This window comes from Rhodobacter calidifons (assembly GCF_011174775.1).
Classification (GTDB): Bacteria; Pseudomonadota; Alphaproteobacteria; order Rhodobacterales; family Rhodobacteraceae; genus Tabrizicola; species Tabrizicola calidifons.
On sequence record NZ_JAANHS010000005.1, the window covers coordinates 143,786 to 165,505 of the forward strand.

A 21,720-nucleotide genomic window follows, 5' to 3' on the forward strand; every position below is an offset into this window, starting at 1 on the left:
CAGAACCTAGGCCCGCGCCGCCAGCGGTTCAAGGGCTTCCCATTCCGACCGCAGGATGCCGTAGAGCAGCCGATCGACCGTCCGGCCCAGCACCGGCACATAGTCGTGGTCCCGCTGCCGGGCCTCCAGCACGAAGCCCGCCCGGGCATAGACCTTCTGCGCGCGGAAATTCTCGCCGCTGCAATCCAGCCAGACGCGCCGCCCGCCCAGAGTGCCGAAGGCATGGTCCAGCAGCAGGCGCAGGAAGCGGTCGCCCTGGCCCTTGCCCGCCTCGTCCAGCGCAAGCCGCATCAGCTCGATCCGGCCCGAGGGGTCGCCGATCTCGCAGAAGATCGCGAACCCGGCGGGGCGGCCTTCCGGCTCCCAGATGCGGATCTCGCAGTCGGGGGCGTTCAGATAGGCCTGCAACCCGGCCTCATCCTCGTCAGTGATGAAGGGCCGGTATTCCGCCCGGCCCGCCAGCGCGCGGATGAAGGCAAAGTCGCCCGGTCCGCCCCGCCGCAGCATCAGAGCCCGACCTTGTCGGCAAAGGCCGTCCGGTAAAGCCGCGACAGCTCGGCCATCGGCGCGCTGTCGCCGCCCATGGACACGACCGCCCCCCCGAACTGCCCGACCCGCGTCAGGGGCACGCCCGCCGCCTGTGCCGCCGCCTGCAAGCCCGCCAGATCGCCCGGAGCCACTGCCAGCAGATAGCGCGCCTGATCCTCGCCGAAGAGGGCAGGGGTGCCGGTCACGTCAAGCGTCACGCCCAGCCCCGCGCCTTCCGCCATCTCGAAGGCCGCCAGCGCCAGCCCGCCGTCGCTGAGGTCGGTGCAGGCGCGGATCGCCTTGCGGTTCGCGCGGACAAACTCCCCATTCCGCCGCTCGGCCACCAGATCGACCGGCGGAGCATCGCCCGCCTCGATCCCAAAGGCCTCGGCCAGAAGCGCGGATTGCCCCAGATGGCCCCGCGTCTCGCCCACCAGCACCGCAAGGTCGCCCTCGGCAGGCCGGCCCGCGATCAGCTCGTCCATCGTCCGCAACAGCCCCACCGCGCCGATCGTGGGCGTCGGCAGGATGCCCTTGCCATCCGTCTCGTTGTAAAGGCTCACATTGCCCGACACGATGGGCATGTCGAGCGCCCGGCAGGCCTCGCCGATGCCTTGCAGGGCGCCGACGAACTGGCCCATGATCTCGGGCTTTTCCGGGTTGCCGAAGTTCAGGTTGTCGGTCGCGGCCAGGGGCAGGGCGCCCACCGCCGTCAGGTTGCGATAGGCCTCGGCCACCGCCTGCCTGCCGCCCTCGACCGGGTTCGCCTTCACATAGCGCGGCGTCACGTCGCTGGTGAAGGCCAAGGCCTTCCCCGTGCCATGCACCCGCACCACGCCCGCCGGCAGGCCCGGCGTCACCAGCGTATCGGCCCCCACCTGGCTGTCGTACTGTTCATAGACCCAGCCCTTGTGGGCATGGCTGGGCGAGCCGATCAGCGCACGCAGACCATCCATCGCCCCGATCTCGGGCACCTCGCCCAGAGGTGCCGGCGGAGGGGTCGGCACCCAGGGCCGGTCGTATTCCGGCGCAGAGGACGACAGTTTCGACAGCGGAATATCCGCCTTCACCTCGTTGCCGTGCAGGATCAGGAAGCGGTCCTCGGGGATCGTCTCGCCGACGATGGCAAAGTCGAGATCCCACTTCTCGAAAATCGCCCGCGCCTCGGCCTCCTTTTCCGGCTTCAGCACCATGAGCATCCGCTCCTGGCTTTCGGACAGCATCATCTCGTAGGCCGTCATCCCCGTCTCGCGCTGCGGCACGTCGTCGAGTTGCAGCTTGATGCCAAGCCCGCCCTTGTCGCCCATCTCCACCGCCGAACAGGTCAGCCCCGCCGCGCCCATGTCCTGGATGGAAATGACGGCACCCGACGCCATCAGCTCCAGACAGGCCTCCAGCAGGCGCTTTTCGGTGAAGGGGTCGCCCACCTGCACCGTGGGGCGCTTTTCCTCGATGGTGTCGTCGAATTCGGCGGATGCCATCGTCGCCCCGCCGACGCCATCGCGGCCCGTCTTGGCGCCGAGGTAGACCACCGGCATCCCCACGCCCGAGGCCGCCGAGTAGAAGATCTTGTCCGCATCCGCGAGACCGGCCGCAAAGGCGTTGACCAGACAGTTGCCGTTGTAGGCAGCGTGAAACCGCACCTCGCCGCCCACCGTGGGCACCCCGAACGCATTGCCGTAGCTGCCGATGCCTTCCACCACGCCCTTGACCAGATGCGCGGTCTTGGGGTGATCGGGCAGGCCGAAGGACAGCGCGTTCATCGCCGCGATGGGCCGCGCGCCCATGGTAAAGACGTCCCGCAGGATGCCGCCGACACCGGTCGCCGCGCCCTGATGCGGCTCGATGTAAGAGGGGTGGTTGTGGCTCTCCATCTTGAAGATCACCGCCTGCCCGTCGCCGATATCGACCACGCCCGCGTTTTCCCCCGGCCCGCAGATCACCTGCGGCCCGGTGGTCGGCAGCTTCTTGAGGTGGATCTTCGAGGATTTGTAGGAACAATGTTCGTTCCACATGGCGCTGAAGATGCCCAGTTCGGTGAAGGTCGGCTCGCGCCCCAGGATGTCCAGCAGACGCTCCCATTCATCGGGCTTGATGCCATGCGCGGCCACGACGTCGGCGGTGATGAGCGGTTCGGCCACGGCGGTCCTCCTGACGAATTGATCCGGCCCCGCTAGTAATCCAAGCGCGCAAGGGCCGAAAGGGGCCTTCCCGACTTTCCAGTGCCATGCTAGCCCTTGGGGCGGGAGGACATCATGCGGATTTCACGCAATACGCTCTGGCAGTCGCTGTCGGACCGCTTGCGCCCGGTCGTGGCCACGCTTTTTGCCCGCATCTGGCCGGGCCTCGACCAGAAGGGGGCCGAGGCGCGTTTGGCGGCCCTGTCTCCTCGCGACGAGGCGACGGTGATCCTGTCCGTGCTGCTGCTGCTTTTCCTCTGCGCCGTCCTTGCCGCACAGTTCGGCTGGCTGGGCATGGCCGTGTATTTCCTGGCCGTGATCCATCTCGCCAGGTGACGGTATGCCGCCGCATACGGTATGCGGCAGTATGCGATTGAAAATACTAGACTTTTTGTCGCACCTCTGATCCGGCCACGGTGACGCGGCGTAACCCCTTCACGACATCACGCAAGGAGAGGTACATGGACGGCGCACTTGGTTTCCTGACTTTCGGCACGCTCGGCTTCGTGGCGGCCTTTGCTTATCTTTCCGCCCGCGCGACCGAAAAGCGGCGCCGCGAGGGGGGGCCGAAATCGGCACTGGCCCGCGGAAAATACGCGAAGATCGAAGAAGAGGCGGCAGCCCGTCGCGTCTGACCGCCCGGCAGCACGTCAGAGGGGCCCGGCACGGGAACGTGCCGGGCCCTTCCTTGTGATGCCTGACGCGTCGCGTTGCGCGACCGACCATGGCGTGCCGACCTGCAACCGGGTGCTGGGGCGCGAACCGGACACCGCTCCCGGTCGGGGATCTTCGGGCAAGCCCGCCCCGGCCGCCATGCAGAAAAGCCGCGCGGCACCGTGACGAAAAAAAAGGCCGAGCGTTGCGCTCGGCCAAGTCCAACAGGGAGGTACGAAGGGGCAAGAGCCAAGCTCATCGCCACTTCGGATGTTCAAATAGTGCCCCATGCTTGCGCAAACAAGTCCGGAATGCCCGACGTTTGGGCAAGGCCGCTATGCAGATGCTGCATGGCAGCATTTCAGGCGGCGGCATCCTCGGACTGGCGGCGGCGGAAGGCCATGATCTCGTCGACCACGAAGTCGCGGAAGGCCGCGACGCGCTTGGAATGGCGCAGCTCTTCGGGATAGGCCAGGAACACCGGCACCTCGGCGCTTTCGACATCGGGCAAGACCCTGACAAGGTTCGGGAAATCCTCGGTCAGATAGTCCGGCAGCACCCCGATCCCAAGATGGTTCAGCACCGCCTGCAACACCCCGAAATAGTTGTTCACCGTCAGCGTCGAGGGGATGTCATGCGTCATCAGCTCTGCCACCAGCATCGCGCCCGCAGCGACCTGCGGCGTCCCGGCATGTTGCGCGATCAGCCGGTGGCTGCTGAAATCATCCATCGTCTCGGGCGTGCCGTGCGTGGCCAGATATTCGGGCGTCGCGAACAGCTGCATCCTGATGTTCATCAGCCGCTTGCGGATCAGGTCGGCCTGGGACGGCTCCTTCATCCGGATCGCCACATCCGCCTCGCGCATCGGCAGGTCCAGAACCCGCTCCTCCAGCATCAGGTCGATCTTCAGCGCCGGATACTTCTCGTACAGTCGCGCCAGCCGCGGGGCCAGCCACAGCGTGCCGAACCCCATTGTCGTCGTCACACGCAGCTCGCCGAAGACCTCGTCCTCGCTGTCGCGGATCCGCGCCGCCGTCGCATCCAGCCGCCGCACCATCTGCTGTGTGGCATCATAGAGCAGCTCGCCCTGTTCGGTCAGGATCAGCCCCCGCGCGTGGCGGTGGAACAGAGTGACCGACAGGCTTTCCTCCAGCGCGCGGATCTGGCGGCTGACGGCCGACTGCGACAGGTGCAGCACGTCGCCGGCATGGGTCAGGCTGCCCTTCTCCGCCACGGCGTGAAAGATCCTCAGCTTGTCCCAATCCATGCCAACCCTCGTCCCTGCCGCAATCGTCACCGTAACACGCCCTGCGTCAGATAGGGAAACTTCCACCGATGTAAAGCCACAGCTTCCGGTCCTGACCTCCGCGCTTGGCCCTTTCACCCCCTGCCGCTCCGCCCTATGATCCGCGGAAAGGCAACCTGCGCACGGGATGCGCCACAGGCGAAAGAGGCAGGCATGGCGGTTGGCGTCTTCGATTCGGGCCTTGGCGGGCTGACTGTTCTGGATGCGTTGACAAGGCGCCTTCCTGACGTCCCCTTTGTCTATTTCGGTGACAATGCCCATGCGCCTTACGGCGTCCGTGACGCCGACGACATCTTCCGCCTCACCTGTGCCGCCACCGAACGGCTCTGGGGCGAAGGCTGCGACCTGGTGATCCTTGCCTGCAACACCGCGTCCGCCGCTGCCCTTCGGCGCATGCAGGAAACCTGGCTGCCGCCCGACAAGCGGGTGCTTGGCGTCTTTGTTCCACTGATCGAGGCCTTGACGGAGCGCCAGTGGGGCGACAATTCCCCCCCCCGCGAGGTGGCCGTCAAGCATGTCGCGCTCTTCGCCACGCCCGCCACCGTCGCCAGCCGCGCCTTCCAGCGCGAGCTTGCCTTCCGCGCCATCGGCGTCGATGTCGAGGCCCAGCCCTGCGGCGGCGTGGTCGATGCCATCGAACAGGGCGACGAGATCCTGGCCGAGGCGCTTGTCCGTTCCCATGTCGAGGCGCTGAAGCGCCGGATGCCGAACCCCGAGGCCGCGATCCTGGGCTGCACGCATTACCCCCTGATGGAAAAGGTGTTTCAGGACGCGCTGGGGCCGGCGGTCAAGGTCTATTCCCAGGCGGATCTGGTGGCCGAGGCGCTGGCCGATTACCTGAACCGCCGCCCGCAGTTCCTGGGGACGGGCACGGAGTCGAAGTTCCTGACCACGGGCGATCCGGCCTCGGTCTCGAACAAGGCGACCCAGTTCCTGCGCCGGAAGATCGCCTTTCAGGCGGCCTGACCTCCGGAAACGAATTCGGGGTGGGCAAGGATGCCCACCCCACGCAAGAGGTCCGATCCGGGCGTGTCCTGACGGAAGTCAGTCCTTGGCGCGCTCGACGTAGGAGTCGTCGTCCGTGTTGATGACAATCCGCGTGCCCGGCCCGATATGCGGCGGCACCATGACGCGAAGGCCGTTCGAAGTCATCGCGGGCTTGTAGGACGAGGATGCCGTCTGCCCCTTCACCACGGGCTCGGTCTCGACGATCTCGACGGTGATCTTCTGCGGCACTTCGATTGCGATCGGCACGCCTTCGAAGGTCTTGAGGTAGCAGCGCATGCCTTCCTGAAGATAGGGCTTGTTGCCCCCCATCACGTCTTCGGTCACCACGACCTGCTCGTAGGTATTGGGCTCCATGAAGTGGAAACCCTCGCTGTCCTCGTAGAGGAAGTCATATTCCCGTTCGTCGACGGTGGCCTTCTCGACCATCTCGGTGGTCCGCCAGCGTTCCGACACCTTCACCCCGTCCGAGATCCGGCGCATGTCCACCGAGGTGGTGGGGGTGCCCTTGCCGGGGTGGAAGTTCGAGGCGGTCAGGACGACATAGAGCTTGCCGTCCATCTCGACGACGTTGCCCTTGCGAAGCGAGGAGGCGATGACTTTCAAAGGTCGGGTCCTTGTTGTAACGGGGACCGGTCCCCAAAGACCGGCATCTGCCCGGGCCCCTAACCGATCCGAACCGGAATTTCCAGATGAATCCCGCATCCCCCCCGTCCACCCCGTGGTGGAGCCCCTCCCGCCACGCCGACCGCCGCCCGATCCTTCTGGCGCGCAACCGGATTCAGGCGGCGATCCGGGCCTGGCTGGCGGGGGAGGGCTTCACCGAGGTCGATCCGGCGGCGCTGGCGGTCAGCCCGGGCAACGAGGCGCATCTGCACGGGTTCGCGACCCAGGCGATCGGGAACGACGGGGTGGGGCGGCAGATGTATCTCCACACCTCGCCCGAATTCGCGATGAAGAAGCTGCTGGCGGCGGGAGAGCGCCGGATTCACGCCTTCTCGCACGTCTGGCGGAACCGGGAGCGCGGGCCGCTGCACAGCCCCGAGTTCACGATGCTGGAATGGTATCGGGTGGGCGAGGGCTACGAGGTCCTGATGGACGACACGATGGCCTTTCTGCGGCTGGCGGCGCGCGAGGCGGGGGCTTCGGTGCTGCGGTTCCGGGAGCGGACCTGCGATCCTTTTCTGGAGCCGGAGCGGCTGTCGGTGGCAGATGCCTTCCGGGCGCATGCCGGGGTGGATCTGATGGCCTCGATCCGGGCGGATGGCACGACGGATGCCGGGCGGCTGGGGGCGGAGCTGGACCGGATCGGGGTCAGGCGCGCGGCGGATGACACCTGGTCGGACATGGCAAGCCGGGTCCTGTCGGAGAAGGTCGAGCCGAAACTGGGCGAGGGTCGGGTGACGATCCTCGATCTCTACCCTGCGGCGGAAGCGGCTCTGGCCCGGAAGGTGCCGGGGGATGCCCGGGTCGCGGAGCGGTTCGAGGTCTATGCCTGCGGGGTGGAGCTGGCGAACGGCTTCGGAGAGCTGACCGACGCGGGCGAGCAACGGCGGCGGTTCGAGGCGGAGATGGCGGAGAAGGCCCGGGTCTACGGGGAGAGCTACCCCCTGGACGAGGAGTTTCTGGCGGCGTTGGAGATCATGCCGGCGGCTGCCGGGATCGCGATGGGGTTCGACCGGGTGGTGATGCTGGCCACAGGCGCGCCACGGATCGAGGAGGTGATGTGGACTCCCGTTCCCTGATCTGTCTGCTCCGTCAGCCGTCCACGCGCGGGCAGAAGCCGGTAGCCGTTGATTTCAGGGGGTTGGCTGAGGGCGTTCAGGTATTCTTGACCTTTGGCCGCTTGCTTGCTGGGGGCGGTTTTCGAATTGGGCGCTGACGCGCGAAGCCCTTTTGTCTCGTCGTCGGGCTGCGCCTCCTCCTCGGGCACTGGGGGTTTTCCACCCCCAAACCGCCGGAGAGTATTTGGCACATGAGCAAGTTGCCTGGACCGGATTTGTGCCGGTTGCACGCTGTCGTCTTGCATTGAGCGCATGCACGGCGCAAAGAGGGCGCGTTTCTGTGCAGGAGCCGCGCCATGACCCATCGCATCGCCATCCTCGGGGCCTCGGGCTATACGGGGGCAGAGCTTGTCCGCCTGATCGCGACGCATCCGTCGATGCGAATCGTGGCGCTTTCGGCAGACCGCAAGGCGGGGATGAGCATGGCCGAGGTGTTTCCGTTCCTGCGGCATCTGGACCTGCCGAAGCTGGTGAAGATCGACGAGATCGATTTTGCCGATGTCGATCTGTGCTTCTGCGCGCTGCCTCATGCCACGACGCAGGAGGTGATCGCGGTTCTGCCCAGGTCCTTGCGGATCGTCGATCTGTCGGCGGACTTCCGGCTGCGGGATCCGGCAGAGTACGAGAAGTGGTATGGGCAGCCCCACGCGGCGGTCGAGATTCAGAAGGAGGCGGTCTATGGGCTGACCGAGTTCTACCGCGACGAGATCAGGGCGGCGCGGCTGGTGGCGGGGACGGGCTGCAACGCGGCAACCGGGCAGTACGCGCTGCGGCCCCTGATCGCGGCCGGGGTGATCGATCTGGACGATATCGTGATCGACCTGAAGGCGGGCGTTTCGGGGGCGGGGCGGTCGCTGAAGGAGAATCTGCTGCACGCGGAATTGTCCGGCGGCACGCACAGCTATTCGGCGGGCGGAAAGCATCGGCATCTGGGCGAGTTCGATCAGGAGTTCTCGAAGGTCGCGGGCCGCAAGGTCGAGGTGCAGTTCACACCGCATCTTCTGCCGATGAACCGGGGGATCCTGGCCACGGTCTATGTGAAGGGCGATGCGAAGATCGTCCACCAGACGCTTGAAAAGGCTTATGAAAACGAGCCTTTTCTGCAAGTGCTGCCCTTCGGGTCGCTGCCGTCCACGCGCGACATCGCGGGGTCGAACTTCTGCCATCTGGGGGTGATCGGCGACCGGAAACCGGGGCGCGCCGTGGTGGTGGCGGTGCTGGACAACCTGACCAAGGGGTCCAGTGGCCAGGCGATCCAGAACGCCAACCTGATGCTGGGCCTGCCCGAGACCGAAGGCTTGATGCTGGCGCCGGTCTTCCCCTGACGACTCGTCCTGCGCCTTCGGCTTGTCCTCGCGGGGGCGACGCGGGACGAAGGCACCGAGGAACGGGGGTTGACCAGGGTCAAGGCATACCCACCTTTGAGATGAGACAAGGCCGCGACGGCAAAGGGTGCAGGCAATGACGGGCAGGCAGGAATTCCGCGGGTTGAAGGGGCTGAAGAAGCAGCGGCGCATCCAGGTGATCCTGCTGGCCGTGGTGGCGCTGATCGCAGCGACGGGGCTGGTCGGTTATGCGATGCGGGACGGGATCAACTTCTTCCGCTCGCCGAGCCAGGTCGTGCAGGCGCCGCCACCGCCGGGCGAGGTCTTCCGCATCGGCGGGCTGGTGGTCGAAGGCTCGATCCGGCGGGGCGAAGGCACCGAGGTCAGCTTTGCGGTGACCGACACCAATGCGACGGTTCCGGTGCGCTATTCGGGCATCCTGCCGGACCTGTTCGGCGAAGGGCAGGGCATGGTGGCACTGGGGCGGATGGAGGGCGATACCTTCGTGGCAACCGAGGTGCTGGCCAAGCATGACGAGACCTACATGCCGAAGGAAGTGGTCGACGCGCTGAAGGAGCAGGGGGTCTATGTCGACCCCAAGGCCAGGCCCGAAAGCTGAGCGCACGGTCGGGCAGGGCGGCGTTAAGGCTGCCCGGGCAGGCTGTCCCCGTCAAAGGGGGTGCCCATGCCGAATGTCCGTCAGATTGCCGAAGAGATCGTTGCCCGCGAGGGCGGTTTCGTGAACGACCCGGACGATCCGGGCAGGGCGACCAACCACGGGGTGACGATCGGGACGCTGCGGCGTCTGGGGATCGACGTGAACCGCGACAGCCGGATCGACGTGGCGGATGTGAAGGCCTTGACCCGGGCGCAGGCGGTCGAGATCTATCTGGAGCATTACTACAGGCGGCCGGGGATCGCGGCCTTGCCGGAGGTTGTGCAGGCCAGCGTCTTCGACATGTATGTGAATGCGGGCGCCAATGCGGTGAAGATCCTGCAACGCCTGCTGACCGACATGGGGTTCCCCTGTGATCCCGACGGGGTGATCGGGCCGCAGACGATCCGGGCAGCGCAGATGGCCTGGGAGGCCGCGCCCGCGCATCTGGCGGATGCCTACGGGATCGCGCGGCGGAACTACTACTACGCGCTGGCCGACAGCCGCCCGGCAAGCCGCAAGTTCGCCCGCCGGAAGGATGGCGGCAAGGGCGGCTGGATCACGCGGGCCGAGGAGTTCATATCACCGAAATACCATCTGACCGAGGCGCAGCATCGGGCGAGGGTCGCCGCATGGGGCTGATGGGCAAGTTGGTCGGCGGCGCCGGGTCGGTTGCGGCTCTGGGCGAGGCTGCGAAGGGGGTGGCAGAGGTCTTCGTGCCAAGCGCCACCAGGCGGATGGAGTATTCCGCCGAGGCGCAGATGGCGGCGCTGCGGCAGTTGGGTGAGGAGTATCAGCATCCCGCGTTGTCCTGGTTCGACCGGCTGGTGAACGGGTTGAACCGGCTGCCGCGGCCGTTTCTGGCCTTCGGGACAATCGGGCTGTTCGTCTATGCGATGGTGGACCCCGAGGCTTTCGCCTTCCGCATGGTGGGCCTGAACGCGGTGCCGGAGCCCCTGTGGTGGCTGCTGGGGGCGATCGTCGCCTTCTACTTCGGGGCACGGGAGACGCATTACTTCCGCAACCGGACCGTCGTCTCGCCCTTCGCGGCATCGCCGGTTGCGCCAGAGGAGAACGCGGCGCTGGAGGAATGGCGGCGCGGCTGATGCCACTGGTGATCCTTGACCTCTGATCGGGCCTCTGGCATGGCCAAGGGCATCAGAGGATGTGATCAAATGAACCTGTTCGCCGATATCCGTGAGCTTGTGGTGGCCGAGCTGGAGGCGCTGATGGCCGAAGGCGTCCTGCCCTCGGGGCTGGACCTTTCTGCCGTGGCAGTCGAGCCGCCGCGCGATGCCGGGCACGGTCACATGGCGACCAATGCGGCGATGGTGCTGGCGAAACCGGCCGGGATGGCGCCGCGGGCGATCGCGGATGCGCTGGCGGTCAAGCTGATGGAGGATCCCCGGATCGCGGGGGCCGATGTGGCGGGGCCGGGGTTCCTGAACCTGCGGCTGGAACCGGCGGCCTGGCAGGGGCTGGTGCGCGAGGTGCTGGTGCAGGGGATCGGGTTTGGCCGGTCCCGGCTGGGCGCGGGGCGCAAGGTGAACGTGGAGTTCGTCAGCGCCAACCCCACGGGGCCGATGCATGTGGCCCATGCCCGGGGCGCGGTGGTGGGCGATGCGCTGGCCGCTTTGCTGGACTTTGCGGGCTATCAGGTCACGCGGGAATACTACATCAACGACGGCGGGGGCCAGGTCGATGTGCTGGCCCGGTCGGCCTATGAGCGCTATCGCGAGGCGCATGGCCTCAGCCCCGAGATCGCCGAGGGGCTGTATCCCGGCGACTATCTGATCCCGGTCGGCCAGGCGCTGAAGGACAGGTACGGCGACAGTCTTCTGGACCAGCCGGAAAGCGTCTGGCTGGCCGATGTTCGGACCTTTGCCACCGACATGATGATGGCGATGATCCGCGAGGATCTGGCGGCGCTGGGCGTCACGATGGATGTCTATTCCAGCGAGAAGGCGCTGTATGGCACGGGCCAGATCGAGGCGGCGATCGAGCGGCTGAAGGGGCTGGGGCTGATCTATCAGGGCGTGCTGGAGCCTCCGAAAGGCAAGGCGCCGGAAGACTGGGAGCCGCGCGAGCAGACGCTGTTCCGGTCAACCGCCTTCGGAGATGATCAGGATCGTCCGGTGCAGAAATCGGACGGCTCATGGACCTATTTCGCGCCGGATATTGCCTATCACTACAACAAGGTGCAGCGCGGCTTCGATGAGTTGATCAACATCTTCGGCGCCGACCATGCGGGCTATGTCAAGCGGCTGAAGGCGATCGTCAGCGCGCTGTCCGAGAACAGGGTCGCGCTGGACATCAAGCTGATCCAGCTGGTCAAGCTTCTGAAGGGCGGGCAGATCGTCAAGATGTCCAAGCGCGCGGGCACCTTCGTCACCCTGCGCGACCTGATCGACGAGGTGGGCCCCGATGTCGTCCGCTTTGTCATGCTGACGCGGAAGAACGACGTGCCGCTGGACTTCGACTTCGACAAGGTGACGGAACAGTCGAAGGACAACCCGGTCTTCTATGTCCAGTATGCCAATGCCCGCGTGAACTCGATCCTGCGGAAGGCGCGCGAGGCGGGGCTGGATGTGAGCGATGCCTCGCTTTCGGTCGCGCATCTGGCACATCTGGGCCACGAGGCGGAACTGGAGGTCATCCGCAAGCTGGGCGAATGGCCGCGGCTGGTGGAAATCGCCGCCAGAGGGCACGAGCCGCACCGGGTGGCCTTCTACCTGTATGAACTCGCCTCGGACTTCCACGGATTGTGGAACAAGGGCAATGACGACGACAGCTTGCGGTTCATCCAGGAGGATACCGCAAAATCTCTGGCGAAAATCGCCCTTGCTCGGGCCGTGGGCGTTGTTATTTGCGCAGGCCTTGGTATCCTTGGCGTGACTCCGGCCGAGGAAATGCGCTGACCACAGGCGCCCAGGCCGATGCAGGACGATGCGAGGGGCGGAACAACCACCCCGCAGGCAGGGGCAGCAGATGGCGGACGCGGATTATGATCTCGGCGGCGGCTTCCCACATGATGGGGCCGCGTCGTCGCGGTCCCTGCTTGACCCCGACCGCGCCGCGCGGGTGCAGCGCATCGTCAACATCGGTGGGGCGCTGACCTCTCTGGCGCTGGTCGTCGGCCTGGGGATCTGGGGCTACCGGCTGGCCGTGCGCGATGTGAACGGCGTTCCGGTGATCCAGGCGATGGAAGGGCCGATGCGGATCGCCCCGGCCGACCCGGGCGGCGCGATTGCCGACCATCAGGGCCTTGCGGTCAACGAACTGGCCGAGACCGGCGCCGCGACGCCGCCGCCCGAGCGGCTGGTTCTGGCGCCGCGTCCGATCGATCTGTTGCCCGAGGATGCTGCGGGTCTGGCGGGGATGCTGCAACCGGGGCTGACCGAGGCTTCGGCGCCGACCGGGGCGCTCCCCGCAGGGCAGGATCTTGCGCTGGCCGCGGCGCCGCCCACCGAAAGCGCCGATCCGACCGAGATCGCCATTGACGCCGCCCTGGCCGAGGCGCTGGGCGAAATCCCCGATGCGGCCCTTTACGATCCGTCCGTCGAGCTTGCGCTGGACCTGGACGCGCCGGAACCGGCCCCGGCGGGGGCAATGGTCGTCTCGATCCGTCCGAAGGCGCGGCCCGGGGCGCGTGCGGCGGTGGCACCGGCGCCCGTCGCGGCGCTGCCTGCGGCCAGCGAGGTCGATCCCGCCACGATCCGGCCCGGCACGCGCCTGGTGCAGTTCGGGACCTTCGACACCGCCGAAGAGGCGCGGGCAGCCTGGGCGCGGTTGCAGGGCCGCTTCGGCGAGGTGATGGCGGGCAAGTCGCCGGTCGTCCAGCCGGCCGAAAGCGGCGGGCGGACCTTCTACCGTCTGCGCGGCCATGGCTTCGAGGGCGAGGACGACGCGCGCCGGTTCTGTTCGGCCTTCGTGGCGGAGGGCGCGACCTGCATCCCCGTTCCGCACAAATGACCCTTGGGGCAGGTGTCGGAACCGGGGCGGCGATCTTCGGCTGTGCGGGGCCGGAACTCTTGCCCGACGAACGCCGCTTCTTTCGCGAGGCCGATCCGTTCGGCTTCATCCTCTTTGCCCGCAATGTCGAGGATCCCGCGCAGCTGCGCCGCCTGACCGATGACCTGCGCGCGGCGGTGGGCCGTGCGGCGCCGATCCTGGTTGATCAGGAAGGCGGCCGCGTCCAGCGCCTGCGCGCGCCGCACTGGCGCGAATGGGCCCCGCCTCTGGATACGGTGGCGGCTGCGGGCTCGGTCGCGGCGGCCGAACGGCAGATGCGGCTGCGGGCCATGGTCATCGCGGCGGAACTGGCGGCGGTGGGGATCGATGCCGACTGCATCCCGACGCTGGACGTGGCGCGGCCCGGGACGCATCCCTTCCTGCTGAACCGCTGCTATGGGCGCGACCCGGAGACCGTGACGCGGATCGGGCGCGCGGTGGCCGAGGGGCTGATGGCGGGCGGCGTCCTGCCGGTGATGAAGCACATGCCGGGGCACGGACTGAGCCAGGTCGATACCCACCACGATCTGCCCAGGGTCACGGTGTCGCGGGCAGAGCTGGAATCCGTCGATTTCGCGCCGTTCCGCGCCTTGTCCGACCTGCCGATGGCCATGACTGCGCATCTGGTCTTTGCCGCGCTGGACCCGGATCGGCCGGCGACGCAATCTCCGGAAATGGTCCGGGTGATCCGCGAGGAGATCGGGTTCCAGGGGCTTCTGATGTCGGACGACCTGAACATGCAGGCCCTGTCGGGCAAGCTGGCCGAGCGCACGGCGCGGACCATCGCTGCGGGGGTTGACATCGCGCTGCATTGCAAGGGCGACCTGGACGAGATGATTGCGGTTGCCGGGGCCGCCGGGACCATGGGTCCGCAGACCCGCGCCCGGGCCGAGGCGGCCCTGGCCGCGCGCCGGTTGGCTAAGGTCGATCTGAAGGCGGCGCTGGCGGAACTGGCGCATGGCTGAGGCAGACTGGGACCAGCCCGAACGCATCGCGCCCGAGGACCGGCTGGCCTCCGAGGCGCTGATCGTCGATGTCGACGGATTCGAGGGGCCACTGGACCTGCTGCTGACGCTGAGCCGCACGCAGAAGGTGGATCTGCGCAGGATTTCCGTTCTGAAGCTGGCCGAGCAGTATCTGGGCTTTGTCGAACGGGCGCGGTCGCTGCGGATCGAACTGGCGGCGGACTATCTGGTGATGGCGGCCTGGCTGGCCTTCCTGAAATCGCGGCTGCTGCTGCCGCCGGAACCGGGAGACGAGGGGCCAAGCGCAGAGGATCTGGCGGCGCATCTGGCCTTTCAGCTGGAACGCTTGCAGGCGATGCGCGATGCGGCGGCGCGGCTGATGGGGCGCGACCAGCTGGGGCGCGACTTCTTCGCCCGCGGCATCCCCGAGGACATGACGCATCATCGCAAGGTCGTCTGGACGGCCACGCTTCTGGACCTGATGCGCGCCTATGCCCGGATCCGCACCAGGGACGAGTTCCGCCCCTTTGTGCTGGACCGCGAACATGTCTACACCATGGAACAGGCGCTGGAGCGGATGCGCGGGCTGATCGGCTATGCCGGCGACTGGGCGACGCTGGTCAGCTTCCTGCCCGAGGGCTGGGATGTCAGCCCGATGGCGCGGCGTTCGGCTCTGGCAGCGCATTTCGCCGCGGTGCTGGAACTGGCGAAAAGCGGGCAGGTGCGCCTGCGCCAGAGCGAGACCTTCGCGCCCATCGAACTGCGGCTGAAGGACGGCAGATGACCTCGGACCCGACGACCCCGGCAGACAGCCTTTTCGACGCCCCGCCCATGGGCGAGCAGGAGCGGATGGTCGAGGCGATCCTCTTTGCCAGTGCCGAGCCGGTGCCGCTGGCCGAACTGGTGGCGCGGATGCCGCATGGCTCGGACCCGGCCGAGGCGCTGGCGCATCTGCGCCGCCGCTACGAGGGGCGCGGGGTGAACCTGGTCCGGGTGGGCGATGCCTGGGCCTTCCGCACCGCGCCGGACCTGGGGTTCCTGATGCGGCGCGAGACGGTCGAGACGCGCAAACTGTCGCGCGCGGCGATCGAGACCCTGGCGATCATCGCCTATCACCAGCCGGTGACGCGGGCGGAAATCGAGGAGATCCGTGGGGTTGCGGTCAGCCGCGGCACGGTGGACCAGCTCTTGGAGCTGAACTGGATCCGCCTGGGCCGGCGCCGGATGACCCCCGGCCGCCCGGTGACCTTTGTCGTCACCGAAACCTTTCTCGATCATTTCGGCCTGGAATCCGCCCGCGATCTTCCGGGGCTGAAGGAGCTTCGCGCCGCCGGGCTTCTGGACAACCGGCCCGCGCCCGGCCAGTCCTTGCCCGGCGACGACGAGGACGAGGCCACGACCGGCCAGAGCGAACTCTTCGAGGACTGAACGGAGGCAGGCATGGACCTGAACCGGCTTTTCAACATGCTGACCCGGATGTTCATTCGCAGCGCGACCAAGGCGGGCGTCGATCATGCCGCGCGCAAGGGCAAGCCCGAGGCTGGGATGACGCCCGAAGAGCGCCAGCAGGCCCGGCGGGCGCGCGATCTGGCGACACGGGCGCAAAAGGCGCAGCAGCTGGTGCGCCGGCTGTGGCGCTAGCCCTGCCGCGCCGACTGGGCCGCCGTCAGCCCGACCGGAACTGCTTGGCAAGCTTCAGCCCCTGGCCCTGATAGTTCGAGGCGATGCCCGCGCCGTAAAGGGTCTCGGGCCGTTCGGCCATGCGTTCATAGACCAGCCGGCCCACGACCTGCCCGTGTTCCAGCACAAAGGGCGCCTCATGGCAGCGCACTTCCAGCACCCCGCGCGAACCCGCACCCCCCGCAGCCGCATGGCCGAAACCGGGGTCGAAGAAGCCCGCGTAATGCACGCGGAATTCGCCCACCATCGCCAGATAGGGCGCCATTTCGGCGGCATAGTCGGGGGGGATCGTCACCGCCTCGCGGCTGACCAGGATGTAGAAGGCGCCGGGATCCAGGATGATGCGGCCTTCGCTTGTGTGCAGCTCCTCCCAGAAATCCTGCGCCGGGTAATGGCCGATCCGGTCCAGATCGACGACCCCGGTATGCGGCTTGGCCCGGTAGCCGACCAGCGTGCCGGTGGCGGGTTTCAGATCGACGGAAAAGCCCAGGCCTTCGGAAATCACCGCCGCGCCCGAGACCAGCGGATCGGCGGCATGCAGCGCCGTCAGCTCGGCATCCGAAAGTACCGCATGACCCCGGCGGAAGCGGATCTGGTTCAGGCGCTGACCTTCGCGCACCAGGACCGAAAAGCTGCGCGGGCAGACCTCGGCATAAAGCGGGCCGGTGTAACCTTCGGGAATCCGGTCGAATTCGCTGCCGCCATCGGTGATGGTGCGGGTCAGAAGGTCCAACCGGCCGGACGAGCTTTTGGCATTGGCAACCGCTGTCACGCCCGGGGGCAGGGCCAGGCTTTCGGCCAGCGGGATGACATAGACGCAGTTCTTTTCCAGCACCGCGCCCTCGGCAAGGTTCACCCGGTGCATGGTGAATTCCGCCAGCCGGTCCTGCACCCGGCGACCGTGACCGGCCAGGAACGAGGCCCGCACGCGGTAGGCCACCGGGCCGAGCCGCAGGTCAAGGCTGGCGGGCTGGATCTGGTCGTCGCGGATCGCGGGGCTGGCGGACAGCGCGCCCCGACTGATCAGCTGGCGCAGCGCCTGGGCGGGCAGGACTCCGGATGTCATGACGCCCTCCCACAGGCCGGATGTGAAACCGCCCGCGCTGCCGGATGGCAGGCGGGCGGGTTTTCGATGGTCGGGCCGGAGAGATTCGAACTCTCGACCTCCCGCCCCCCAGACGGACGCGCTAACCAGGCTGCGCTACGGCCCGACACGGGGGGATACATACCCGTATTCCGGGCCGGTGCAAGCGGGAAAGCGCATCGGCGGGTCAGTCGGCGCTGCCTTCGGCACGGGCGGCCAGACGCGCGCGCAGGGCGCGGATCCGCAGCGCGATCCCGGCGATCTCGGGCGTCCGCGGTTGCAGGGCGCCGGGTTTCAGCGACCGGATCAGGCCGGCGAAAGTGACGTCATCGCGCCGGCTGGGCTTGCGCGCGGCGGCGGTGGCTGCGGTGGCTGCTCCAAAGGCGGGCGGGGCGTCGAACAGCGGCAGGCCGGTTGGGGCCGGGGCAGCCGGCTGGGCGGGCGATCGCGCGGGCGGCTCGGCCACAGCCTCGGGTTCGGGGACTGTTTCGGGGGCCGTTGCAGGGGCCGTCGCGGGGGCCGTTGCGGGGGCCATGTCCCTGACAGCGACGACGCCGGCTTCGGCGACCGGATCGGCAGCCGGGGCGGGCGCGGCAGGGGTGACGGACAGATCGCCCAGCGTCACGCTGTCGTCGGTCAGCCCGGCGACCTGGCGTACGCCGTGATCGCGCAGGATCTTCTGCACACCGCGAATCGTCAGGCCCTCGTCATGCAGAAGCCGCTTTATCCCGGTCAGGAGCGCGACATCCGAGGGACGATAATAACGCCGCCCGCCCGCGCGCTTGACCGGCTTGATCTGCGGAAATCGGCTTTCCCAGAACCGCAGCACATGCGCAGGCGTGTCGAGATGCTCGGCAACCTCGCTGATGGTGCGGAAAGCCTCTGGCGACTTGTCCACCCGTCAGCCCCCCTTTCAGCGCTTCTTCCCGGCTGCCACGCGGTCCTTCATCAGATGCGAGGGACGGAAGGTCAGCACGCGGCGGGGGGAAATCGGGACTTCCTCGCCGGTTTTCGGGTTGCGGCCGATGCGCGCGGTCTTGGAGCGGACCGAGAAGGTGCCGAAGGATGAGATCTTCACCGTCTCGCCCGCCACCAGCGCGTCGGACATGTGTCGCAGCACGGATTCGACCAGGTTGGCGGATTCGTTGCGGCTAAGACCGACTTCGCGAAAGACGGCTTCGCTGAGGTCCATCCGGGTCAGTGTCTTCTCGCTCATCTCATCCCCCCGACTGTGATCGCGTGAGGATGCGGCGGATGGATTTACGAGTCAATATCAACCACTTGGGAAGCGGTGTTAAAGGCGCCTACCAGCGCAGGACGACCGAGCCCCAGGCCAGGCCGCCACCTATGGCCTCCATCACCAGAAGGTCGCCGGGCTTGATCTGGCCGCGCTGCTTGCCCACCGACAGCGCCAGCGGGATCGAGGCGGCCGAGGTGTTGCCGTGGTCCTGCACGGTGACGACCACGCGCTCCATCGGCACCTGCATGCGTTTCGCGGTGCCCTCGATGATGCGGATATTGGCCTGATGCGGCACGATCCAGTCCACATCCTCGGGCGTAAGGCCCGCCCTGTCCAGCGCGGTGCGCGCGGTTTCGGCAAGCTTTTCAATGGCATGGCGAAAGACTTCCTTGCCTTCCATCACCAGATGCCCGGTGGTCCCGGTCGAGGTGCCGCCATCGACGTAAAGAATGTCCTTGTAGCGCCCGTCCGAATTCAGGTCGGTCGCCAGGATGCCGCGGTCCGCGGTGGTGCCGGTGCCCTCCACCGCCTCCAGCACCACCGCACCGGCGCCGTCGCCGAAAAGGACGCAGGTCGTGCGGTCCTGCCAGTTCATCAGCCGGCTGAAGGTCTCGGCACCGATCACCAGCACCCGGGTCGCCTGGCCCGAGACGATCAGCGCATTGGCATTGGCCAGCGCATAGACGAATCCCGCGCAGACGGCCTGGATGTCGAAGGCGAAGCCCCTGGTGATCCCAAGTGCGGCCTGCACCATGGTGGCGACCGAGGGAAAGGTCAGGTCCGGAGTCGAGGTGGCGACGATGATCGCGTCGATCTGGGAGCCGTCGATCCCGGCATCGGCAAGCGCTGCCTGGGCGGCGCGGGTGGCAAGGTCGCTGGTCGTCTGGCCATCGGCGGCGAAATGGCGCCGTTCGATCCCGGAACGCGAGCGGATCCATTCATCCGAGGTATCGACAATGGCCTCGAACTCGGAGTTGGGGACGACACGTTCGGGCAGATAATGCCCGACGCCCCTGACTGCGGCGCGTATCGTCATTCGGTCGGATAGCCTCCGGTCGCTGGCCCCGCGGCGTCACGGTCGGCCTCCTCACGTGCGGCATCCTGCCCCGCGGCCTCGGCGGATGCAACCCGCGCGGCGAGACGTTCGAGGAAACGCACCTGCGCCAGCTGATAGGCCAAGCCGATCGCGGCCGCGATCCCGGTGGCATCGGCCGAGCCGTGCGACTTGACCACGGTGCCGTTCAGACCCAGGAACACGCCCCCGTTCACCCGGCGCGGGTCGATCCGCATCTGAAGCCGCCGGAAGGCGCCCGAGGCCAGCACCGCGCCAAGCTTGGCCATCAGCGTCGAGGTCAGCGTCTGGCGCAGCAGATCGCCGACCAGCCGCGCCGTGCCCTCGATGGCCTTCAGCGCGACATTGCCGGTGAAACCGTCGGTGACGATCACGTCCACCCGGTCGGAGAGAATGTCGGTGCCCTCGACAAAGCCGATATAGGCAAAGCTTCCCGCATCCGCGCTGCGCGAGAGAAGCGCATGCGCCTCGTGCAGTTCGGCACGGCCCTTGTGTTCCTCGGTGCCGACGTTCAACAGGCCGACCCGCGGCCGCACGATGGCCAGGCCGTTGCGGGCGTAAGAGGCGCCCATGAAGGCATATTGCAGCAGGTCGGCGGCGTCGGCCTTCACATCTGCCCCCATGTCCAGCATCACGTTCATCTTGCCGGGGGTGGGCGTCGGAAAGAGGCTGGCGATGGCGGGGCGGTTCAGGCCGGGCAGCTTGCGCAGCCGCAGCATCGACACCGCCATCAGCGCGCCGGTATTGCCGCAAGAGACGGCCGCGGCCGCCTCGCCGTCCTTCACCGCGTCGATGGTGGCGAACATCGAGGTGCCCTGGCCGTGGCGCATGACCTGGGCGGGCTTGTCCTCCATCTTCACCACGCGCTCGGCATGGCGCAGCGTGATCCGCGACGAGAGCGCGGGATGGCGGTTCACCAGCGGGCGCAGCACGGCCTCGTCGCCGTGCAGGATCACATCCATCCGCGGATGCCGGGCCAGGGAATCGGCAAGGCCGGCAACAACGGCTGCCGGCCCGCGATCGCCACCCATGGCGTCAACCGAAATGACGACGCGCTCGGTGGCCGGGGCAGACGCAGACTCGGGTCCGAGTGCCATCGGGGCGCGGGCGCGATAGGCGCGGCTTACGCCGCGTCTTCGTCCAGATCGACTTCCCGCGCCATCGAGACGACTTCGCGCGAATCGTAATGGCCGCAGGCGCTGCACACATGGTGCGGGCGCTTCAGCTCGCCGCAGTTCGGGCATTCGTTCGGGTTGGCGGCAACCAGGGCGTCATGCGCACGGCGCATGTTGCGGCGGGAGCGGGTGGTGCGGTTCTGCGGGACAGCCATGTCTCAACCTTCGGTCAGTGGGGACATGCGCCCCGGTTTTCCTTTTCGTCGCAGCACCGTCCACCGGATTCGGCATCGGGAACCTGTGCTGCAGAGCAGCTTGAACGAGGCGCGGAACATACTCGGATTTCGGGGCGGTGCAAGCCCCTTTTCGCGCCCCCGACGCAAGGTCCGGGCGGTGGGCTGCCTAGCCTTCCTCCGGCCCCGGATCGGCCTTCGCGGCAAGCTTCGCGGCCAGGTCCTGAAGGCCGGCAAAAGGCTTCAGATCGCGGTCCGACAGGGGCGTGACGCCTTCGGCGGCGTGCAGGGCCTGGCCGAAGTCGGCCCCCGGCGCGCGCGGATAAAGCGGCAGGGAAAGGGCCAGCGCCTCGGCGGCGATCTCGGCCAGGTCGATCACTTCGGGCATGGGCTCGGTCGTGTCGTCCTCGGGCATCTCGACCTCATCGCCCTCGGGCGCGGCCAGGCCGGCGACATAGCGCCGCTGCACGGGTTCGTCGATCAGCGCGGGCACCGGCGCGAGGGTGATCCCGCAGGGCTGATCGGCGCGCGCGGTCAGTTGCGCCACAAGCAGAAGTTCGTCCCGCCCGACAGGCCGGATTTCCCCGGTCAGCTCCAGCGCATGAAGCGCGAGAAGGTCGAGGTCCGCCGCCAGCGCCGCCCGCGCCTCGGCCTCGGGACGAAAGCGGAAGCGGGTGGGCTTGCGCGGGCTGAGGCCGCCGGTGCGGAACCGGGTGGGGGCGGCGGCGGCGGGACCGGAGGCTGGATCGGAGGTCGGACTGGACATGGGGCGGGCCTTTCCGGCTGGGCCGGACCTTCGGGGGTGCGGCGTTCCATTCTTGAACTCGGGGCACTTAGTCTGTTATCCCGAACGCCAAGGGTTTTGAAGAACCCGCGTCGGATT

Annotated in this window: 25 protein-coding genes and 1 tRNA gene; 14 read left to right on the forward strand and 12 right to left on the reverse strand. The window is 67.6% G+C overall.

Going from position 1 to position 21,720, the window contains the following annotated elements:
* Positions 1-6 precede the first annotated feature (6 nt).
* The gene (locus G8O29_RS08710) at positions 7-507 is read right to left on the reverse strand and encodes a GNAT family N-acetyltransferase (RefSeq protein ID WP_166402850.1); all 501 of its coding nucleotides are present in this window, start codon (positions 505-507) and stop codon (positions 7-9) included.
* The gene (gene purL / locus G8O29_RS08715) at positions 507-2,669 is read right to left on the reverse strand and encodes a phosphoribosylformylglycinamidine synthase subunit PurL (RefSeq protein WP_166402851.1); all 2,163 of its coding nucleotides are present in this window, start codon (positions 2,667-2,669) and stop codon (positions 507-509) included. The genes G8O29_RS08710 and purL overlap by 1 nt, the downstream gene beginning before the upstream one ends.
* Before the next feature lie 114 nt (positions 2,670-2,783).
* On the opposite strand from purL, the gene G8O29_RS08720 reads away from it, so the two are divergent.
* Together G8O29_RS08720 and G8O29_RS08725 are read left to right on the forward strand one after the other, a co-directional pair.
* Positions 2,784-3,044 (forward strand): hypothetical protein, encoded by a 261-nt coding sequence (locus G8O29_RS08720; RefSeq protein ID WP_166402852.1) that lies wholly within the window; start codon positions 2,784-2,786, stop codon positions 3,042-3,044.
* A 125-nt stretch (positions 3,045-3,169) separates the two neighbouring features.
* Positions 3,170-3,343, forward strand: coding sequence for a hypothetical protein (locus G8O29_RS08725; protein ID WP_166402853.1), 174 nt, complete (start codon positions 3,170-3,172; stop codon positions 3,341-3,343).
* 380 nt (positions 3,344-3,723) lie between these two features.
* Here G8O29_RS08725 and G8O29_RS08730 read toward each other — a convergent pair whose 3' ends face one another.
* The gene (locus G8O29_RS08730) at positions 3,724-4,629 is read right to left on the reverse strand and encodes a LysR family transcriptional regulator (RefSeq protein WP_166402854.1); all 906 of its coding nucleotides are present in this window, start codon (positions 4,627-4,629) and stop codon (positions 3,724-3,726) included.
* Between the two features lie 192 nt (positions 4,630-4,821).
* Between G8O29_RS08730 and murI the strand changes: the two genes are divergently transcribed.
* Positions 4,822-5,634 carry a glutamate racemase gene (gene murI, locus G8O29_RS08735; RefSeq protein WP_166402855.1) on the forward strand — a complete coding sequence of 271 codons (813 nt, stop codon included), beginning with the start codon at positions 4,822-4,824 and terminating at the stop codon, positions 5,632-5,634.
* 78 nt (positions 5,635-5,712) lie between these two features.
* On the opposite strand, the gene efp is transcribed toward murI, so the two are convergent.
* Positions 5,713-6,279, reverse strand: a complete 567-nt coding sequence (efp, locus tag G8O29_RS08740) for an elongation factor P (RefSeq protein ID WP_166402856.1) — start codon at positions 6,277-6,279, stop codon at positions 5,713-5,715.
* Positions 6,280-6,365: 86 nt separating this feature from the next.
* On the opposite strand from efp, the gene epmA reads away from it, so the two are divergent.
* The 11 genes from epmA (at position 6,366) to G8O29_RS08795 (ending at position 16,054) form a co-directional block, all read left to right on the forward strand.
* Positions 6,366-7,418: an EF-P lysine aminoacylase EpmA gene (epmA, locus tag G8O29_RS08745; RefSeq protein ID WP_166402857.1), complete on the forward strand. Its 1,053-nt coding sequence runs from the start codon at positions 6,366-6,368 to the stop codon at positions 7,416-7,418.
* 335 nt (positions 7,419-7,753) lie between these two features.
* Positions 7,754-8,782: an N-acetyl-gamma-glutamyl-phosphate reductase gene (gene argC, locus G8O29_RS08750; protein ID WP_166402858.1), complete on the forward strand. Its 1,029-nt coding sequence runs from the start codon at positions 7,754-7,756 to the stop codon at positions 8,780-8,782.
* Positions 8,783-8,945: 163 nt separating this feature from the next.
* On the forward strand, positions 8,946-9,401 hold the full coding sequence (gene ccmE, locus G8O29_RS08755; RefSeq protein WP_166402955.1) for a cytochrome c maturation protein CcmE: 456 nt from the start codon (positions 8,946-8,948) through the stop codon (positions 9,399-9,401).
* A 66-nt stretch (positions 9,402-9,467) separates the two neighbouring features.
* Positions 9,468-10,079, forward strand: coding sequence for a holin-associated N-acetylmuramidase (locus G8O29_RS08760; protein WP_166402859.1), 612 nt, complete (start codon positions 9,468-9,470; stop codon positions 10,077-10,079).
* A complete protein-coding gene (locus G8O29_RS08765; RefSeq protein ID WP_166402860.1) occupies positions 10,070-10,543 on the forward strand; it encodes a holin family protein in 474 nt (157 codons plus the stop codon). The genes G8O29_RS08760 and G8O29_RS08765 overlap by 10 nt, the downstream gene beginning before the upstream one ends.
* 69 nt (positions 10,544-10,612) lie before the next feature.
* A complete protein-coding gene (gene argS / locus G8O29_RS08770) occupies positions 10,613-12,355 on the forward strand; it encodes an arginine--tRNA ligase (RefSeq protein ID WP_166402861.1) in 1,743 nt (580 codons plus the stop codon).
* Between the two features lie 70 nt (positions 12,356-12,425).
* Positions 12,426-13,409: an SPOR domain-containing protein gene (locus G8O29_RS08775; protein WP_166402862.1), complete on the forward strand. Its 984-nt coding sequence runs from the start codon at positions 12,426-12,428 to the stop codon at positions 13,407-13,409.
* The gene (locus G8O29_RS08780) at positions 13,406-14,413 is read left to right on the forward strand and encodes a glycoside hydrolase family 3 N-terminal domain-containing protein (RefSeq protein WP_166402863.1); all 1,008 of its coding nucleotides are present in this window, start codon (positions 13,406-13,408) and stop codon (positions 14,411-14,413) included. The genes G8O29_RS08775 and G8O29_RS08780 overlap by 4 nt, the downstream gene beginning before the upstream one ends.
* Complete coding sequence (locus G8O29_RS08785) at positions 14,406-15,197, forward strand: segregation and condensation protein A (protein WP_166402864.1); 792 nt, start codon at positions 14,406-14,408, stop codon at positions 15,195-15,197. Before G8O29_RS08780 ends, G8O29_RS08785 begins: the two co-directional genes overlap by 8 nt.
* Complete coding sequence (scpB, locus tag G8O29_RS08790) at positions 15,194-15,841, forward strand: SMC-Scp complex subunit ScpB (RefSeq protein ID WP_166402865.1); 648 nt, start codon at positions 15,194-15,196, stop codon at positions 15,839-15,841. Before G8O29_RS08785 ends, scpB begins: the two co-directional genes overlap by 4 nt.
* A 12-nt stretch (positions 15,842-15,853) precedes the next feature.
* Entirely contained in the window at positions 15,854-16,054 is a 201-nt protein-coding gene (locus G8O29_RS08795; RefSeq protein WP_166402866.1) for a hypothetical protein, read from the forward strand.
* A gap of 25 nt (positions 16,055-16,079) precedes the next feature.
* Here G8O29_RS08795 and G8O29_RS08800 read toward each other — a convergent pair whose 3' ends face one another.
* The 8 genes from G8O29_RS08800 to G8O29_RS08835 all read right to left on the reverse strand — a co-directional run bounded on the left by G8O29_RS08800 (position 16,080) and on the right by G8O29_RS08835 (position 21,603).
* Positions 16,080-17,159 carry a 2'-deoxycytidine 5'-triphosphate deaminase gene (locus G8O29_RS08800; protein WP_166402867.1) on the reverse strand — a complete coding sequence of 360 codons (1,080 nt, stop codon included), beginning with the start codon at positions 17,157-17,159 and terminating at the stop codon, positions 16,080-16,082.
* Between the two features lie 67 nt (positions 17,160-17,226).
* Positions 17,227-17,304, reverse strand: a tRNA-Pro gene (locus tag G8O29_RS08805).
* A gap of 60 nt (positions 17,305-17,364) precedes the next feature.
* On the reverse strand, positions 17,365-18,075 hold the full coding sequence (locus tag G8O29_RS18450; RefSeq protein ID WP_166402868.1) for a MerR family transcriptional regulator: 711 nt from the start codon (positions 18,073-18,075) through the stop codon (positions 17,365-17,367).
* Between the two features lie 15 nt (positions 18,076-18,090).
* Positions 18,091-18,393 (reverse strand): integration host factor subunit alpha, encoded by a 303-nt coding sequence (gene ihfA / locus G8O29_RS08815; protein WP_166402869.1) that lies wholly within the window; start codon positions 18,391-18,393, stop codon positions 18,091-18,093.
* Positions 18,394-18,481: 88 nt separating this feature from the next.
* Positions 18,482-19,453 (reverse strand): beta-ketoacyl-ACP synthase III, encoded by a 972-nt coding sequence (locus tag G8O29_RS08820; protein WP_166402870.1) that lies wholly within the window; start codon positions 19,451-19,453, stop codon positions 18,482-18,484.
* Complete coding sequence (gene plsX, locus G8O29_RS08825; protein ID WP_166402871.1) at positions 19,450-20,586, reverse strand: phosphate acyltransferase PlsX; 1,137 nt, start codon at positions 20,584-20,586, stop codon at positions 19,450-19,452. The genes G8O29_RS08820 and plsX overlap by 4 nt, the downstream gene beginning before the upstream one ends.
* A gap of 26 nt (positions 20,587-20,612) precedes the next feature.
* On the reverse strand, positions 20,613-20,819 hold the full coding sequence (rpmF, locus tag G8O29_RS08830) for a 50S ribosomal protein L32 (protein WP_149586702.1): 207 nt from the start codon (positions 20,817-20,819) through the stop codon (positions 20,613-20,615).
* 187 nt (positions 20,820-21,006) lie between these two features.
* The gene (locus tag G8O29_RS08835; RefSeq protein ID WP_166402872.1) at positions 21,007-21,603 is read right to left on the reverse strand and encodes a YceD family protein; all 597 of its coding nucleotides are present in this window, start codon (positions 21,601-21,603) and stop codon (positions 21,007-21,009) included.
* Positions 21,604-21,720: the final 117 nt, after the last annotated feature.